This is a genomic window from Lelliottia sp. GFLA7, from assembly GCF_056490165.1.
In genome coordinates, this window is record NZ_JBWLAQ010000002.1 from 960,466 (window position 1) to 977,741 (window position 17,276).

At 54.8% G+C, this 17,276-nt stretch carries 13 protein-coding genes; 3 read left to right on the forward strand and 10 right to left on the reverse strand.

The features are described 5' to 3' along the window. Nucleotides 1–3: 3 nt before the first annotated feature. Nucleotides 4–1,143, reverse strand: a complete 1,140-nt coding sequence (locus tag AC07RN_RS10100; RefSeq protein ID WP_015960029.1) for a 3-phenylpropionate MFS transporter — start codon at nucleotides 1,141–1,143, stop codon at nucleotides 4–6. Nucleotides 1,144–1,315: 172 nt separating this feature from the next. Between AC07RN_RS10100 and AC07RN_RS10105 the strand changes: the two genes are divergently transcribed. Further along, nucleotides 1,316–1,738 (forward strand): DoxX family protein, encoded by a 423-nt coding sequence (locus tag AC07RN_RS10105; RefSeq protein ID WP_478336256.1) that lies wholly within the window; start codon nucleotides 1,316–1,318, stop codon nucleotides 1,736–1,738. A gap of 48 nt (nucleotides 1,739–1,786) precedes the next feature. On the opposite strand, the gene glyA is transcribed toward AC07RN_RS10105, so the two are convergent. Further along, nucleotides 1,787–3,040, reverse strand: a complete 1,254-nt coding sequence (glyA, locus tag AC07RN_RS10110; protein ID WP_015960031.1) for a serine hydroxymethyltransferase — start codon at nucleotides 3,038–3,040, stop codon at nucleotides 1,787–1,789. A 302-nt stretch (nucleotides 3,041–3,342) separates the two neighbouring features. Between glyA and hmpA the strand changes: the two genes are divergently transcribed. Next, a complete protein-coding gene (gene hmpA, locus AC07RN_RS10115) occupies nucleotides 3,343–4,533 on the forward strand; it encodes an NO-inducible flavohemoprotein (RefSeq protein WP_478336257.1) in 1,191 nt (396 codons plus the stop codon). A 38-nt stretch (nucleotides 4,534–4,571) separates the two neighbouring features. Here the strand turns inward: hmpA and glnB are convergent, their stop codons facing one another. The 5 genes from glnB to purL all read right to left on the reverse strand — a co-directional run bounded on the left by glnB (nucleotide 4,572) and on the right by purL (nucleotide 12,996). Then, the gene (gene glnB / locus AC07RN_RS10120; protein ID WP_002914032.1) at nucleotides 4,572–4,910 is read right to left on the reverse strand and encodes a nitrogen regulatory protein P-II; all 339 of its coding nucleotides are present in this window, start codon (nucleotides 4,908–4,910) and stop codon (nucleotides 4,572–4,574) included. Between the two features lie 78 nt (nucleotides 4,911–4,988). Then, nucleotides 4,989–6,326 carry a two-component system response regulator GlrR gene (gene glrR / locus AC07RN_RS10125; RefSeq protein ID WP_015960033.1) on the reverse strand — a complete coding sequence of 446 codons (1,338 nt, stop codon included), beginning with the start codon at nucleotides 6,324–6,326 and terminating at the stop codon, nucleotides 4,989–4,991. Further along, complete coding sequence (gene qseG, locus AC07RN_RS10130) at nucleotides 6,323–7,087, reverse strand: two-component system QseEF-associated lipoprotein QseG (protein WP_478336258.1); 765 nt, start codon at nucleotides 7,085–7,087, stop codon at nucleotides 6,323–6,325. The genes glrR and qseG overlap by 4 nt, the downstream gene beginning before the upstream one ends. Continuing rightward, complete coding sequence (qseE, locus tag AC07RN_RS10135; protein ID WP_015960035.1) at nucleotides 7,084–8,517, reverse strand: two component system sensor histidine kinase QseE/GlrK; 1,434 nt, start codon at nucleotides 8,515–8,517, stop codon at nucleotides 7,084–7,086. Before qseE ends, qseG begins: the two co-directional genes overlap by 4 nt. A gap of 591 nt (nucleotides 8,518–9,108) precedes the next feature. Then, nucleotides 9,109–12,996 (reverse strand): phosphoribosylformylglycinamidine synthase, encoded by a 3,888-nt coding sequence (purL, locus tag AC07RN_RS10140; RefSeq protein ID WP_478336259.1) that lies wholly within the window; start codon nucleotides 12,994–12,996, stop codon nucleotides 9,109–9,111. A gap of 266 nt (nucleotides 12,997–13,262) precedes the next feature. Between purL and mltF the strand changes: the two genes are divergently transcribed. Next, complete coding sequence (gene mltF / locus AC07RN_RS10145) at nucleotides 13,263–14,816, forward strand: membrane-bound lytic murein transglycosylase MltF (protein ID WP_478336260.1); 1,554 nt, start codon at nucleotides 13,263–13,265, stop codon at nucleotides 14,814–14,816. Here mltF and tadA read toward each other — a convergent pair. The 3 genes from tadA to AC07RN_RS10160 are packed head-to-tail and all read right to left on the reverse strand — an operon-like array spanning nucleotide 14,701 to nucleotide 17,268. After that, nucleotides 14,701–15,210: a tRNA adenosine(34) deaminase TadA gene (gene tadA, locus AC07RN_RS10150; RefSeq protein ID WP_015960038.1), complete on the reverse strand. Its 510-nt coding sequence runs from the start codon at nucleotides 15,208–15,210 to the stop codon at nucleotides 14,701–14,703. The genes mltF and tadA overlap by 116 nt on opposite strands. Nucleotides 15,211–15,267: 57 nt before the next feature. Continuing rightward, on the reverse strand, nucleotides 15,268–15,903 hold the full coding sequence (gene yfhb / locus AC07RN_RS10155; protein ID WP_015960039.1) for a phosphatidylglycerophosphatase C: 636 nt from the start codon (nucleotides 15,901–15,903) through the stop codon (nucleotides 15,268–15,270). 3 nt (nucleotides 15,904–15,906) lie between these two features. Beyond that, nucleotides 15,907–17,268, reverse strand: coding sequence for a PTS transporter subunit EIIC (locus AC07RN_RS10160; protein ID WP_478336261.1), 1,362 nt, complete (start codon nucleotides 17,266–17,268; stop codon nucleotides 15,907–15,909). Between the last annotated feature and the right edge of the window lie 8 nt (nucleotides 17,269–17,276).

The following is a 17,276-nucleotide window of genomic DNA, read 5'->3' on the forward strand; positions in this document are numbered from 1 at the left end:
CGCTTAACTGCGTGCGGCCACTTTCGGTCGCACAACCATCGCGGGCAACGCAACCAGCGCCATCACCCAAAACACGCCGTGACCGAGATGCTGGTACAAATAGCCCGCAAATACCGTCATCACGGCGATACTGCCACCCATCGCCACGGCGGAATAAATCGCCTGCAGACGAATAACGTCGCCGCCCTCACGCGCAGAGATGTAACGCATTGCCGCCAGATGGCACACAGTGAACGTGCCGCAGTGCAGGATTTGCGCCACAATGAGCCACGGTAATTCCGTCGTCCAGCCCATGATCCCCCAGCGCGCCACGCCGCATACGGCGGAAAGCAGCAGCAAATCGCGCGCACCAAAGCGGCGGAACAGCTTCTTGCTGAGCGCGAAAATAACCACTTCCGCCACCACGCCGAGCGACCACAGATAACCGATGGCCGAAGCGGAATAGCCCGCGCCCTGCCAGTAGATCGCGCTGAAACCGTAGTACGCCGCATGTGCGCCCTGCAGCAAACAGACACACGCCAGAAAACGCCAGCTTTGCACGATCAGCATTTTCCAGGCCGGCCAACCCGCGTGCTCCTGATGACGGCTTTCGCCCTGTGGCATCACGGACGGTCGCAGCAGCATCCCCAGCAGCATTGAGGCAATACCGACACTCAATAGCGCCAGAATGGCCTGATAATCATAAAGGCTGACCAGTTTCCCCACCAGCGCAGAGCCAATCACAAAGGCTATCGACCCCCACAGGCGCACCCGGCCATAATCCATCGGCATCTGTTTTTGCCAGGTATTGGCCAGCGCATCCGTCAGTGGAACCAGGGGGGAGAAAAAGAGGTTGAAGCCGACCATCACCACCATCAGCCAGGCAAACTGCTGGCTGACCCAAAAGCCCGCCAGAAATACCAACGTGAGCAGTGAAAGAATGCGCACGGATTTGATCAGCAGCGAGGGATCGCTGACACGCGGCGCAATCAGCAGACTGCCTAAGAAACGCGCCACCAGACCTGCACCAAGCAGGATGCCGATCGTTTCGGGCGTGAGGCCGATTCCTGCGAGCCAGACGCTCCAGAAAGGCAGAAAAATACCGTAGCTAAAGAAGTAGGTGAAATAGCTGAGCGCCAGCCAGCGTGTGGAATGCAAAATCATGAATCCCTCCCGATTTGGAGGCGTTAGTCTGGCGAGAATAGCGAAATTAAGCAAGCCGTTAGCCTGCTATAAATTAACGATAAATTAACATCGCTGGAGCCGTTCGGCTGATGGCGGTGACGGTAAATGTGTATTACGTTTAAATAACAACACTTGCAGAGGTCATTTCCCCATGAACTCACTTCGCTATTTCGATTTCGGCCAGTCTCGTTCGTTAATACTGTTGATCGCCCGCATCGCGGTCGTGGTGCTGTTTATTATTTTTGGTATTCCCAAAATAACCGGGTTTGATGGAACGGTACAATATATGACGTCGCTGGGTGCGCCTATGCCAATGCTGGCGGCCATTATTGCGGTGGTGATGGAAGTGCCTGCCGCAATCCTGATTGTGCTCGGTTTATTTACCCGCCCACTGGCCGTACTGTTTGTCTTTTATACGCTGGGAACGGCGGTAATTGGGCATCACTACTGGGATATGAGTGGCGATGCGGTGATGCCAAACATGATTAATTTCTACAAAAACGTCAGTATCGCTGGCGCATTTTTATTGCTGGCGGTAACCGGGCCGGGTGCGATTTCTATTGACCGACGCTAGATAAACGAAAGGCCGCTTACGCGGCCTTTCATGTCACTGCGAGCAGAATTAGGCGTACACAGGGAAACGTGCGCAGATATCCAGCACTTTACCTTTAATACGTTCGATCACCGCTTCGTCGTTGATGTTATCCAGAACATCACACATCCAGCCAGCCAGCTCTTTCACTTCAGCTTCTTTAAAGCCGCGGCGAGTCACAGCCGGAGAACCGATACGGATACCGGAAGTCACAAACGGGCTCTTCGGATCGTTCGGTACGCTGTTTTTGTTCACGGTGATGTTCGCGCGGCCCAGGGCGGCGTCTGCTTCTTTACCGGTCAGGTTTTTATCAACCAGATCCAGCAGGAACAGGTGGTTTTCAGTCCCGCCGGAAACCACTTTGTAACCACGGTTCAGGAAGACTTCCACCATGGCTTTTGCGTTTTTCGCAACCTGCTGCTGATACACTTTAAACTCTGGCTCCATCGCTTCTTTCAGCGCCACGGCTTTGGCCGCGATCACGTGCATCAGCGGGCCACCCTGAGCGCTTGGGAACACAGCAGAGTTCAGTTTTTTGTACAGCTCTTCGTTACCGCCATGTGCCAGGATCAGGCCGCCACGCGGACCCGCCAGGGTTTTATGGGTGGTCGTCGTCACAACGTGAGCATGCGGAACCGGGTTCGGGTAAACGCCTGCCGCAATCAGACCCGCGACGTGCGCCATGTCGACGAACAGGTATGCGCCGATGCTGTCTGCGATTTCACGCATTTTTGCCCAGTCAACCACGCCAGAGTAAGCAGAGAAGCCACCGATAATCATCTTCGGTTTGTGGGTCTCAGCCTGCTTCGCCATGTCTTCGTAGTCAATTTTACCGGACTCATCAATGCCGTAAGGGATGATGTTGTACAGTTTGCCTGAGAAGTTAACCGGTGAGCCGTGAGTCAGGTGACCGCCTTGTGCAAGGTTCATACCCAGCACGGTATCACCCGGCTGCAGCAGCGCGGTGTAAACCGCAAAGTTAGCCTGAGAACCGGAGTGCGGCTGCACGTTAGCGTAATCTGCGCCAAACAGCTCTTTTGCACGGTCAATCGCCAACTGCTCAACGATATCAACGTACTCGCAACCGCCGTAGTAGCGTTTGCCTGGATAACCTTCAGCGTATTTGTTGGTCAGCTGAGAACCCTGAGCCTGCATAACGCGCGGGCTGGTGTAGTTTTCGGAGGCGATCAGTTCGATGTGCTCTTCCTGACGTACTTTTTCCTGCTCCATTGCTTGCCACAGTTCTGCATCATAATCGGCAATGTTCATTTCACGCTTTAACATCCGCTTCTCCTACTCAGCTAACAATAAAATTTGGCCTAAAAAGCCGGTCCTGTTGGACAACGCGCCACAGTATAACCGAATAGTTCTTCGATAACAGGTCTTGACAAACGAATTTACGCAAACGTTTACCTCCACGCCACGCAAGGGTTTGAGGAATAAAGCTCTCACGATTTTAAACGGATTTCTTTTCAGGTTTGTGATGCACATTTTTCATGATGCACAGACCCATTTACAACGCAGGGTTATTTTTTATAAGATGCATATAAAATACATCATTAAAATATCACCTGAAGGAAATTGCTATGTTAGACGCTCAAACCATCGCTACGGTCAAGGCTACCATTCCCCTGCTGGTTGAAACCGGACCAAAACTCACCGCCCATTTCTACGATCGCATGTTCGCGCATAACCCGGAGCTCAAAGAGATTTTCAACATGAGCAACCAACGCAACGGCGATCAACGCGAAGCCCTGTTTAACGCCATCGCGGCTTATGCCAGCAATATCGATAATCTTGCGGCGCTTTTGCCAGCGGTCGAAAAAATCGCGCAAAAACACACCAGCTTCCAGATCAAACCGGAGCAGTACAATATTGTCGGCAGCCATCTGCTGGCAACGCTGGATGAGATGTTCAGCCCAGGCCAGGAGGTGCTGGATGCATGGGGAAAAGCTTATGGCGTGCTGGCGAATGTATTTATCAATCGCGAAGCGCAAATCTACAGTGAACACGCCACTAAAAAGGGCGGCTGGGAAGGAACGCGTGCTTTCCGCATCGTAGAGAAAACACCGCGTAGCGCGCTGATCACCAGTTTTGAATTTGAGCCGGTTGATGGTCTGCCTGTCGCGGACTATCAGCCAGGTCAGTATCTTGGCGTGTGGATCAAGCCCGAGGGGTTCCCACATCAGGAAATCCGCCAGTATTCCCTGACTCGCAAACCAAACGGTAAAGGCTATCGCATTGCCGTGAAACGCGAAGATGGCGGTCAGGTATCAAGCTGGCTGCACAACCACGCCGTGGTTGGCGACGAAGTTCATCTTGCCGCGCCGGCGGGGGACTTCTTTATGACTGTTGATGCCAATACGCCTGTTACGCTGATTTCCGCAGGCGTCGGCCAAACGCCTATGCTGGCGATGCTGGACACGCTCGCTCAAGCCAATCATAGCGCTCAGGTTAACTGGTTCCACGCGGCGGAAAACGGCGATGTGCATGCCTTTGCCGATGAGATAGCTACCATGACGACCGGTTTGCCGCGCTTTAACGCACACACCTGGTACCGTCTGCCAACGGGTGCAGACCGCGCAAATGCACGTTTTGACAGCGAAGGGTTGATGGATTTAAGCCTGCATGAGGGATTATTCAGCGCGTCGGAGATGCAGTTTTACGTCTGTGGGCCGGTGGCGTTTATGCAGTTTGCCGCGAAGCAGCTGGTTGAGCTGGGCGTGAATAAAGACAACATTCATTACGAATGTTTCGGCCCACATAAAGTGCTGTAGTAGGACTTCCCCTCCCGAGCGGGAGGGGAATATTCAGATTAGATTGCGGCGTCGTCTTCTTCACCCGTACGAATACGAATGACGCGCGCCACATCAAAGACAAAGATCTTACCGTCACCAATTTTACCGGTTTGCGCCGTGCGGATAATGGTATCCACACAGGTATCCACGATATCGTCAGTCACCACAATTTCGATTTTCACTTTCGGCAGGAAGTCCACCATGTACTCTGCGCCACGGTACAACTCGGTGTGGCCCTTCTGGCGACCAAAACCTTTCACCTCGGTCACTGTCATCCCGGTAATGCCAACTTCCGCCAGCGCTTCACGCACATCATCCAGTTTGAAAGGTTTAATAATCGCATCAATCTTTTTCATGGTGGGTCCTTAAACGCCTGTCTTTTGCAGCTTCGTAATCGATTGCTCACAGTATCATAAACAATCAAATTTGCGGTATTACTCTTTAAAGTCGTTCGCTTCCAGCTCATGGCGCGACAGCAGTTTATAAAACTCTGTACGGTTTCGCCCAGCCATGCGCGCGGCGTGCGTCACGTTGCCCTTGGTGATTTGCAGCAGCTTACGCAGATAGTTCAGCTCGAACTGATTACGCGCTTCAACAAACGTCGGCAGCGCGGTGTTTTCGCCTTCAAGCGCCTGCTCCACCAGCGCATCGCTGATGACCGGCGAAGAGGTCAGCGCCACGCACTGCTCAATCACGTTCACCAGTTGACGGACGTTACCCGGCCAGCCGGCGGTCATGAGTCGTTTCATTGCATCGGTTGAAAACGCACGCACAAACGGCTTATGTCTGTCCGCCGACTGGCGCAGAAGATGATTTGCCAGCAGCGGAATATCTTCCGCACGCTCCGCCAGCGCGGGGATTTTCAGATTGACGACGTTCAGGCGGTAGTAGAGATCTTCGCGGAACTCTTTACGCTCCATCGCTTTCGGTAGATCACGGTGAGTGGCCGAGATAATACGCACGTTAATGTCGATATCACGGTTGCTGCCGAGCGGACGCACTTTGCGCTCCTGCAACACGCGCAGCAGTTTGACCTGCAATGGCGCGGGCATATCACCAATTTCATCGAGGAACAGCGTCCCGCCTTCTGCAGCCTGGAACAGCCCTTCCCTGCTACTCACCGCGCCCGTAAACGCGCCGCGTGCGTGGCCAAAGAGTTCAGATTCCAGCAGCTGTTCCGGCAGCGCACCGCAGTTAATGGCGATGAAGGCGTTTTTGCTGCGCGGGCTGGCGTTGTGAATCGCCTGCGCCAGAATCTCTTTCCCGGTGCCGCTCTGCCCATTAATCAGCAGGCTGACGTCGGATTGCGCGACCATGCGCGCTTGTTCCAGCAAGCGCAGCATAATCGGGCTGCGCGTGACGATGGATTCACGCCATTTTTCATCAACGGACGGAGCGGAATGTTCCAGCGCATCGTCGATGGCTTTATACAACGCGTCTTTGTCCACCGGCTTGGTCAGAAAACTAAACACGCCCTGCTGCGTTGCGGCGACCGCATCAGGAATCGAGCCGTGCGCCGTGAGAATAATGACCGGCATTCCGGGCTGCAGCTTCTGGATTTCGACGAACAGCTGCATGCCATCCATCTCGTCCATGCGCAGATCGCTGATCACCAGATCGATTTTCTCGCGACCAAGCGCTTTCAGCCCTTCCTGTCCACTTTCGGCGGTGACAACGCTGTAGCCTTCGCTGACCAAGCGCATTCCCAACAGCTTCAGCAAGCCGGGATCGTCATCCACCAGCAGGAGATGGGCAGGTTTGCGGCTTGTCATGGCTTCACGTCCTCTTGTTTCGAAGTACCAACGTCATCATCAGGCGTTTTAGTCGGCTGCGCGTTAGTCTTCGGTCCGTCCGGCAGATAGTTGCTGGCTGGCTTACGTGTGGATAGCTGACGCTCAATATCCGTGAGGTTTTCCAGCTTGCGCGTCGTGGTTTCAAGCTGCGCGCGCAAATACTGGTGTTGTGACCGAAGCGTATCCAGTTCAGCGTCAGCGGATTGCTGCAATTTACTGTAACGGAAGCGCTCTTCGGCGAGCTGCAATTGCAGGACCTGCCCGTCACGCCAGAGCTGATACACCGGGCGAACTTGCGCAGGAATTTGTGGGCTGAGCGCATCCATCCGCGTGGTGTTCACGCGACGCTCAACCGGGTTAATTTTGGCATTGGCCAGCAGGATGCCGCGTTTGAAACTGTCCTGCCAGGTGTCATCGGCCCACTGGTGGGCCTGTGCGCGCGCCGCCGCAGGTGACAGCCGATCGGCGCAATCAATTCCTCGCAACCAGAATAACGGGTTCGCTTCGACATCATGGCCGTTCAGTTGCCAGATGTTTTCGCAATCAGTCGAGAGGAAATCGGCCAACTGATGCTCAGGTAATTTATCGTCTTGTTTATCGCTGATTGCACTTTTCGGCGCGTGGGAAACGCATCCCGCCAGCAGCAAACATGGCAGGCCGGTACGGATAATTTTACGGGAAAACACCGCGTTAATGGCGCGAGAAAAGACGTGTAACATACTCACCAGACTTAGATTCATTGCATTGATTTTTCCGGCTCAAGAGGCAGTTCAATACGAAAGCAAACATCGGCGCGATCGTCATGCGAGATATACAACTCGCCGTGCATACGCCGTATGCAATCGCGGGCGATACTTAAGCCCAAACCGCTCCCCTTTACCGCACCTTTTCGCTGATGACTTCCCTGGAAAAAGGGCTCAAAAATCATCGTTTTTTCGTCATCCGGAATGGGATCTCCGGTATTAGCAACATCGACACACACCCGCGATCCCTGGGTGAAACTACGAATATAAATGTTACCGGATTCAGTACCATAGTGCACCGCATTGGAATAAAGATTATCCAGCACACTCATTAATAGCATAGGCTCTGCAAAACAGACTGGCTCCTGGAGATCCAGTTCGGTATGCATCATTTTAGCTCGCGCAGGCAAGCTGTGGGCGGAGAGCACCATATCCACCAGCGGTTCGATCTCCACTCTTTCCAGTTCAACCGCGCCATCAGCCAGTTTACGGTTGTAATCCAGCAGTTGTTCGATCAGCTTTTGCAGATTCCGGCTACTGGCATCCAGGATTTCAACAATCTCTTTTTGCTCGGCGGTTAACGGCCCTGCCACTTCATCGGCGAGCAGTTCCGTCCCCTCGCGCATGCTGGCGAGCGGCGTTTTTAATTCGTGGGAGATATGGCGTAAAAATTGGTGGCGCTGAGATTCCAGCCACGCCAGTCGCTCAGAGAGCCAGATAATCCGTTGCCCCACGGAACGCAGTTCCCGAGGCCCTTTAAACACCACGGTATTCCCGAGAGATTTTCCTTCACCCAAAAGATTAATCATCCGTTCAATGCCTTTTACCGGGCCGATGATCATTCGGGTAAACAGCAGCACCAGCCCAAGACTGACCATAAACAGCACCAGCGCCTGCCAGCCAAAGAACTGACCGCGCTCGGCGATTTCCTGTTGCAGCTGCTGTCCACGGGAAAAAATCACGGTACGGGTTGTTTGCACCATCTCGGTATTGGCGCTGGCAAACGCTTCGAGCCGGACCGTTGCGACAGCATCAGGCCCACTGTTTTTGCACTGCAATTGCCCAAGATCGTTCAGATCCTGGCGCAGCGCCTGATACAGCTTATCGTCAGGGAGCACGCCCGCATGCGCGTCCAGCATTTCGCTGTAGCGTTTGCGTTGATTTTGATAGACCTTTTCCAGCGTACGGTCGTCCAGCACGCAATACTGGCGATAGCTGCGCTCCATTTCCAGCGCGGCGTTGGTCATCGCCTCACTGCGGCGGGCATCAATGAGCGTCGTGCGGTTAGTCTGCGCGGCCTGGGCGCTGAGCGCATTCAGGCTTTGCCACGCCTGCCATGCCAATACCAGCAGTGGTAACAGGATGAGCAGGAAGGCCATCATAACAAGCTGTCGCAGGGAGCGAGGAAAAACAGACCAGCGTTTCAACGCATGATTCTCTCAGTGAGGGGGTCTGGAGAGCGTACCGAGTCTGCCCTTCAGATACAACAAAGCCGGGTAAAAACCCGGCTTTGTTATGCAATGAGGCGGTGCCTTACTCGACGTTTCGCCCGGAGCCTGATAAAGCTTGCGCAATAATCAGTAGTTGGACGGCAGGCACCTTTTTGTGCGTCATTCGAAGTTTATGTAGCGCGTCCCGAAGGGGCTGACATAAGAGGGTGAATGAGCCACTGGTTAATATTATGCAACAGCCGTGCCAAAAATCAAAACAAAATATTAACATTATGAAATATATGAATTTTACTACAATATCTTGTTACTTATTGCCTGAATGATTTCCAGGCTAAGTGTCGCTTATTAACTACACCTTATTACAAACTTTATGACCACCTTATAAATCATGACGTTAAATGTCGCCATTTAGAGACACCTCAAATGCGCCATTGTCGGGGATTACCGACACCTAAAGATGCGCGCCGTCACAATGAAAAAGCCCGGCCGCATTGACGCGGACCGGGCTTTGAAAGCACATCTCATCCGCCGGACGTAACGCTTAGCGTCCGGCGCCAGGCAACTGGGTTACCCCAGCTGCTTGCGCGCATTGCGGAAAATACGCATCCATGGGCTGTCTTCGCCCCAGTTTTCCGGGTGCCATGAGTTGCTGACGGTGCGGAATACACGCTCCGGATGCGGCATCATGATGGTTACACGGCCACTTTCGTTGGTCACAGCGGTAATGCCGTTCACCGAACCGTTCGGGTTTGCCGGGTAGTTCTGCGTCACTTTGCCGTTGTTATCGACAAAGCGCAGCGCCACCAGCCCTTTGCTTTCGAGCGTCGCAAGATGCGCAGCGTCACGCAGTTCTACCTGCCCTTCACCATGCGAAACCGCAATCGGCATCTGTGAACCCACCATGCCCTGCAACAGCAGCGACGGGCTTTGAGTCACTTCAACCAGGCTAAAGCGCGCTTCAAAACGGTCCGACTGGTTACGCACAAAGCGCGGCCAGGCTTCGCTGCCCGGAATGACTTCGCGCAGATTGGACATCATCTGGCAGCCGTTACATACGCCCAATGCCAGCGTTTGTGGACGATGGAAGAAGGTTTCAAACTCATCGCGCACGCGATTGTTGAAGAGAATGGACTTCGCCCAGCCTTCACCCGCGCCCAGCACGTCGCCGTAGGAGAACCCGCCGCAGGCCACCAGCGCCTGGAAGTCCTCAAGACCCATGCGGCCAGCCAGCAGGTCACTCATGTGCACGTCGATAGCATCAAAGCCCGCACGGTGGAACGCTGCCGCCATTTCAACGTGGGAGTTCACGCCCTGTTCACGCAGCACAGCGACCTTCGGACGCGCACCGGTCGAAATATACGGAGCCGCAACATCCTCGTTGATATCGAAAGAGAGCTTCACGTTCAGGCCCGGATCGTTATCGTTGGCTTTCGCCTCATGCTCCTGGTCAGCGCATTCTGGGTTATCACGCAGGCGCTGCATCTGCCAGGTGGTTTCAGCCCACCACATACGCAGCGTCGATCGGCTTTCGCTGAACACCGCATGACCGTCCGCTTCAATGACAAAGCGATCGCCCGCCACGGCTTTACCCAGATAATGCACGCAATCAGCCAGACCGTGCTGCGCCAGTAGCGCTTCTACGGCTTCGCGATCCGCCGCACGCACCTGAATCACCGCGCCCAGCTCTTCGTTGAACAGCGCCGCCAGACGATCGTCACCCAGCGCAGCAATATTCACTTCCACGCCGCAGTGACCGGTAAAGGCCATTTCCGCCAGAGTGACCATCAGGCCGCCGTCTGAACGGTCGTGGTAGGCCAGCAGTTGGCGTGCGGCCACCAGCGCCTGAATGGCCTCGTAGAAGCCTTTCAGCTGTGCCACATCACGCACGTCAGCAGGTTTGTCACCAAGTTGGCGGTAAACCTGCGCCAGTGCGGTCGCGCCTAGCGCGTTGTGTCCTTTACCCAGGTCGATAAGCAACAGGGCATTATCGTCGGTAGAAAGCTGCGGTGTGATGGTATGACGTACGTCTTCAACACGCGCAAAAGCAGTAATCACCAGCGACAGCGGAGACGTCATCTCGCGCTGCTCATTGCCTTCCTGCCAGCGGGTTTTCATCGACATCGAGTCTTTACCCACCGGAATGGTCAGGCCGAGCGCCGGACACAGCTCTTCGCCTACCGCTTTCACCGCTTCGTACAGACCGGCGTCTTCACCAGGGTGCCCTGCGGCCGCCATCCAGTTTGCGGACAATTTGATGCGTTTGATGTCGCCAATCTGCGTGGCGGCAATGTTCGTCAGCGCTTCGCCAACAGCCAGGCGCGCAGAAGCAGCAAAGTCGAGCAGCGCGACCGGCGTACGTTCGCCCAGCGCCATCGCTTCGCCATAATAACTATCGAGGCTCGCGGTGGTAACCGCGCAGTTCGCCACCGGGATCTGCCACGGGCCGACCATTTGATCGCGTGCCACCATACCGGTCACGGAACGGTCACCGATGGTCACCAGGAAGGTTTTCTCTGCCACCGCAGGCAGATGCAGAACACGGTTTACCGCATCGGCAATCGTCACACCATGCAGATCCAGCGCTTTGCCCGTCGCTTTACGGGTTTGCACATCGCGGGTCATTTTTGGCGTTTTGCCCAGCAGCACATCCAGCGGCAGATCGATCGGCTGATTGTCGAAGTGCGGATCATTCATGGTCAGGTGCAGTTCTTCTGTCGCTTCACCAATCACCGCGTACGGCGCGCGCTCACGGCGGCACAGCTCGTCAAACAGCGGCAACTGATCGGCAGCGACGGCCATCACGTAGCGTTCCTGAGATTCGTTACACCAGATTTCCAGCGGGCTCATGCCTGGCTCGTCGCTCAGAATATCGCGCAGATTGAAGCGACCACCGCGACCGCCGTCGCTCACCAGCTCTGGCATGGCGTTCGAAAGACCACCCGCGCCGACATCGTGAATGAACAGAATCGGGTTGGCATCACCAAGCTGCCAGCAGCGGTCGATCACTTCCTGACAACGACGTTCCATTTCCGGGTTGTCACGTTGGACGGAGGCAAAATCAAGGTCTGCGTCAGATTGACCGGACGCCATAGAAGACGCCGCACCGCCGCCAAGACCGATATTCATGGCCGGACCGCCCAGGACGATCAGTTTTGCGCCCACAACGATCTCGCCTTTCTGGACATGATCGGCGCGAATATTGCCGATCCCACCCGCCAGCATGATCGGTTTGTGATACCCGCGCAGCTCTTCGCCGTTATGGCTATCGACTTTTTCTTCGTAGGTACGGAAGTAGCCGTTCAGCGCCGGGCGTCCAAATTCGTTGTTAAAGGCTGCGCCACCCAGCGGGCCTTCGGTCATGATATCGAGCGCGGTGACAATGCGATCCGGCTTGCCGAAATCTTCTTCCCACGGCTGTTCAAAGCCAGGAATACGCAAGTTTGAAACGGAGAAGCCTACCAGCCCTGCTTTAGGCTTCGCGCCACGTCCGGTTGCGCCTTCGTCACGAATTTCGCCGCCGGAACCTGTCGCCGCTCCCGGCCACGGAGAAATCGCCGTCGGGTGGTTATGCGTTTCGACCTTCATCAGGATATGCGTTGGCTCCTGGTGGAAGTCATAGCGCCCTTTTTCGCGATCGGCGAAGAAGCGACCCACGTCAGACCCTTCCATGACCGCCGCGTTGTCTTTATACGCTGACAGCACGTGTTCAGGGTTTTTCTCAAAGGTGTTTTTAATCATCTTGAACAGCGACTTCGGCTGTTCTTCGCCGTCGATAATCCAGTCGGCGTTAAAAATCTTGTGACGACAATGCTCAGAATTCGCCTGCGCGAACATATACAGTTCGATGTCGTTAGGGTTGCGGTTCAGCGTAACGAACGCATCCTGCAGGTAGTCAATTTCGTCATCCGCCAGCGCCAGTCCTAAACGCAGGTTGGCGTCAATCAGCGCCTGGCGGCCCTGTCCCAGCAGATCCACGCTTTGTACAGGTGCAGGCTGATGATGAGAAAACAGCTGTTGTGCATCGTCCAGAGAGGCAAACACGCTCTCCATCATGCGATCGTGCAGCTCAGCGGCAACCGTCTGCCACTGCTCGTCTGTCAGCGTCGATGCTTCAACGTAGTACGCCACGCCGCGTTCCAGACGATTGATCTGGCTCAGACCGCAGTTGTGGGCGATGTCAGTCGCTTTAGAAGACCAGGGGGAGATGGTGCCCGGACGAGGCGTAGCAAGAATCAGTTTACCGGTCGGCGTGTGGCTGCTCAGACTTGGGCCATACTTGAGCAGGCGTTCGAGCTGCGCTCGCTGTTCTGCATTTAAAGGAGCATTCAGGTCAGCAAAATGGACATACTCAGCGTAAATAGTGCTTACCGGAAGGCCGTCAGCCTGAAAACGTGCCAGCAGTTTGTTGATACGGAAGGCAGATAGTGCAGGCGAACCACGCAGAATTTCCATCATAAGTCTCTCGTCTTCGAAGCGCTTGAGGCGCTTACAGTGTGCGCAAGGGGAAAACGGGCGTCATTATAGAGAATCCTGAGCGCCGACGAAACCGTTTGCGTCGAAATAAAATCATTCTGAATTTTTATCGATTGGTGTGACCTGTCTCTCTAATTAGTTGCCAACTGGCGTAAGTTTACGCAAAATGCCGCTCAATCAATGGTAAACCTTATTAATAACATGACTACAGCACACTGAGGCATCGCACGGCGCAGAGAATTAACTAATTGAAAAAATTCAAGATTAATTATCTGCTCATCGGCATAGTCACCTTGCTGCTGGCAGCGGCCTTATGGCCTTCTATTCCCTGGTTCGGCAAAGCCGAAAACCGTATCGCCGCGATTCAGTCGCGGGGGGAACTGCGCGTCAGTACCCTCGACTCCCCGCTGACCTATAACAATGTGAATGGCAAAATCATTGGCCTGGATTATGAACTGGCGCAACAGTTTGCCGATTACCTGGGTGTGAAGCTCAAAATAACTGTTCGTCAGAATATCAGCCAGCTGTTTGATGACCTGGATAATGACGATGCCGACCTGCTGGCCGCTGGGCTGGTGTATAACAGCGAGCGGAGTAAAAACTATCAGCCCGGCCCGACATACTATTCTGTATCGCAGCAGGTGGTGTATCGCGTCGGTGGCGTTCGTCCGCGCACGATGGCCACGCTTAACGATCAGCAGCTCACCGTCGCGCCGGGCCATGTGGTCATTGACGATCTGCGTGCCCTGAAAGAAAAAAAATATCCGGATCTGAGCTGGAAGGTTGATGAGAAGCTGGGTACCACTGCGCTGCTGGAGCAAGTGAAAGACAAAAAACTGGCGTACACGATCGCTGATTCTGTCGCGATCAGTTTCTTCCAGCGCGTTCATCCAGAAATCGCCGTTGCGCTTGATGTGACCGATGAACAGCCCGTCACCTGGTTTAGCCCGCTCGACGACGATCAGACGCTCTCCGCCGCCATTCTCGATTTCTTTAATTCCATGAATGAAGAAGGCACCCTGGCGCGACTTGAAGAGAAATATCTCGGGCACGGCGGTGATTTTGATTACGTTGATACCCGCAGCTTCCTGCGTGCCGTTGACAGCGTGTTGCCCGATTTACAGCCCCTCTTCGAGAAATATGCCGAGGAAATTGACTGGCGTTTGCTGGCGGCAATTTCCTATCAGGAATCACATTGGGATGCCCAGGCGACATCACCGACCGGTGTACGCGGCCTAATGATGCTCACCAAAAATACCGCGCAAAGTCTCGGCCTGACCGATCGCACCGATGCCGAACAGAGCATCAGCGGCGGCGCGCGCTATTTGCAGGATATGATGGCAAAAGTACCGGATACCGTGCCGGAAGAAGAGCGGATTTGGTTTGCGCTCGCGGCCTACAATATGGGCTATGCGCATATGCTCGACGCCCGTGCGTTGACGGCCAAAACGAAAGGAAACCCGGACAGCTGGTCCGACGTTAAACAGCGCTTGCCCCTGTTAAGCCAGAAACCCTGGTACAACAAACTCACCTACGGCTATGCGCGTGGGCATGAGGCTTACGCCTATGTGGAAAATATCCGGAAATATCAGATAAGCCTGGTGGGTTATCTGATGGAAAAGGAAAAGGAAGTGACGAAGGCAAAACAGATCGCGCAGAGCTATCCGGTGGTTTCACCGCATGAACTCAATCACCCCGCGACGACGTCGATTCTGCCTTTTGTTGCTTTTTCTGCTGACGGCGCATTCGAAAGAAATCACTTAATAGCCCCGAACACTCTGGTGCAAGCACCCCGTCGATAACCTGCACCTGGTGGTTCATACCCGGATGGCCGAGCACGTTCATCAGCGAACCCGCTGCGCCTGTTTTTTCGTCACGCGCCCCAAAGACCAACGTCCCGATGCGACTGTGCACCATCGCGCCAGAGCACATTACGCAGGGCTCCAGCGTGACGTAAAGCGTGGTATCAAGCAGACGATAGTTTTGTAATACCAGACCGCCCTGACGCAACGCCATAATTTCGGCATGTGCAGTGGGATCGTGACGCCCAATCGGGCGGTTCCACCCTTCCCCAATCACCTGGTTGTTGTGCACCAGAACAGCACCCACGGGCACTTCGCCCTCATCCCAGGCGCGTTTGGCAAGCAGGAGCGCATGGCGCATCCAGTATTCGTGATTAAGTTCGAGGTCGGACAACGGCTAATACTCCAGTCTGAAAAGCGGGCGCATTATACACACCCGTTATGATTAACACTATTCCAGTTGCTGAAGTTCGCCAGACGGTGTGACTCGCCAGCGGTGCTGGCAAAAATAGAGCAGCGGGTTGTCTTGTTTGCTGTCGCTGTAACCGCTGTACAGCCGCAGCGGCGTGCCAATTTTTTTCTCGAGTTGCACGACTTTCTCATGCCCGAGGCAGCGCATTGTCAGCACCCAACCACCATAGGCACGGCCAGTTTGGGTGGCGATAAGATTCACGCGCGGCAGCCACGGCGTATCAAAATAGACCTGCTCCACCAGCGGCTGGGGAGAACCGGTAATTAACCAGATATCCGCATCGTTGGCATTCAGATAGGTGGTCAGGCGATCCTGGACCACCGGAAACGCGGTGACATGCTCGCGGAACCACAGGGCAAAATCCTGCTGAAGCTGCTTGAGCCGTGCCTCGCTATGACCAAAAGTACATCCCCATAGCAGCAGGCTCATCGGCCAGCGAGCGGCGCGTCCTTTGATTAACAACGCCATGCCGATCACCGGCAAAAGAGGCAGCACGAGCAGCGCATTGAGGGGCTGGCGGCGCAGCAGATAGCGCATAAATGTGCCAAACATATCCTGCTGATGCAGCGTTCCATCTAGATCGAAAAAGACAACACGTCGCTCGTGATTAACCAAACCTTACTCCTCTGGATCGTTGAACCCTAACAGCCAGGTAAACAGGAACCCGGCGATCACCGCTATTAGATAGCCTAACAGATAGAGCATGACTTTTCCGGTCACGATGGTTAATGCCAGCGGTAAACCTGAAATGCCAAAGGTGATAACGGTCGCCACTTTCCAGTAGCTGATCAGCGCCCCGCCCACGGCGCCGCCCAGACAAGCACCGAGGAACGGTTTACCAAGCGGAAGCGTGACGCCGAAAATAAGCGGCTCGCCGATACCCAACAGCCCTACCGGCAGCGCCCCTTTGATGACCTTTTTCAGTCGGGCGTTGCGCGTTTTCATCAGTACCGCAATGGCCGCACCCACTTGTCCAACGCCCGCCATCGACAGGATCGGCAGCAGAGCGTTGTAACCATGCGCCTGAACCAGCTCAACGTGAATCGGCACCAGTCCCTGATGTAAACCGGTCAACACTAGGGGCAGGAACGTCCCGGACAAAATTGCCCCAACCAGCAGGCCGCCGCGATCGATAGCTAAAGAAGCGCCGTGAGCGATGGCCTCTGAGATCCATCCGCCCAACGGTTGTAGCGCAACAATCGCGATACTCCCTGTGATCAGCGTCGTCAGCAGCGGGTTAAGAATCAACTCAATTGAGCCTGGCAGCAGGCTGCGCAGTTTTTTCTCTACCCAGCACATCAGGACGATCACCAGCAGCACCGCGATTACGCCACCCCGCCCCGGCTGTAGCGCCTCGCCAAACAGCGTTATTTGCGCCAGCTGCGGGCTGGAGAGAATCCCCGCCATCACGCCGCCCATCGCCAGCGACCCGCCAAACACCTTCGCGGCATTGACGCCGACCAGGATATTCATAATGGCAAATACCGCGCTGCCGAAAATGCCCAGAATCCCCAGCATATTCGGATACTGCGTGGCAAAATCCCCGACGATGTCCGGTCGCTTAAGAATATTGATAATGCCGGTAATCAGACCCGAGGCGATAAACGCAGGAATCAGAGGAATAAAGACGTTAGCCAGCTGTCGCAGCGCATCGCTCATTGGGGCTTTGTATTTGGCTTTCGCCTGAGCTTTGGTGCGTTCGGCGTCCTCAAACGCACCAGCGCCGCCTGCCCCCATTAATGCCCGCATCGCATCGACAACCTGCGCGGCTTTGCCCGGCCCAACAATCAACTGGTGCTGCGCACCTTGTTTAACGTAGCCGCTGACGCCGGAGAGATTTTTCAGGCGAGCGACATCAAGCTGCTCGTCATCCTGAACTTCCACTCGCACCCGCGTCATGCAGTTTTCAAGACGCAGAATATTTTTCTCTCCGCCAATCCCCTGCAAAATGTCGCTGGCGAGCGCTGCTGTTTTTTCCATACACGCCT

Excerpts from the sequence above, each read along its gene's own strand:
- AC07RN_RS10100 (WP_015960029.1), bottom strand. The coding sequence starts at position 1,143 with ATGATTTTGCATTCCACACGCTGGCTGGCGCTCAGCTATTTCACCTAC.
- AC07RN_RS10105 (WP_478336256.1), top strand. The coding sequence starts at position 1,316 with ATGAACTCACTTCGCTATTTCGATTTCGGCCAGTCTCGTTCGTTAATA.
- glyA (WP_015960031.1), bottom strand. The coding sequence starts at position 3,040 with ATGTTAAAGCGTGAAATGAACATTGCCGATTATGATGCAGAACTGTGG.
- hmpA (WP_478336257.1), top strand. The coding sequence starts at position 3,343 with ATGTTAGACGCTCAAACCATCGCTACGGTCAAGGCTACCATTCCCCTG.
- glnB (WP_002914032.1), bottom strand. The coding sequence starts at position 4,910 with ATGAAAAAGATTGATGCGATTATTAAACCTTTCAAACTGGATGATGTG.
- glrR (WP_015960033.1), bottom strand. The coding sequence starts at position 6,326 with ATGACAAGCCGCAAACCTGCCCATCTCCTGCTGGTGGATGACGATCCC.
- qseG (WP_478336258.1), bottom strand. The coding sequence starts at position 7,087 with ATGAATCTAAGTCTGGTGAGTATGTTACACGTCTTTTCTCGCGCCATT.
- purL (WP_478336259.1), bottom strand. The coding sequence starts at position 12,996 with ATGATGGAAATTCTGCGTGGTTCGCCTGCACTATCTGCCTTCCGTATC.
- AC07RN_RS10160 (WP_478336261.1), bottom strand. The coding sequence starts at position 17,268 with ATGGAAAAAACAGCAGCGCTCGCCAGCGACATTTTGCAGGGGATTGGC.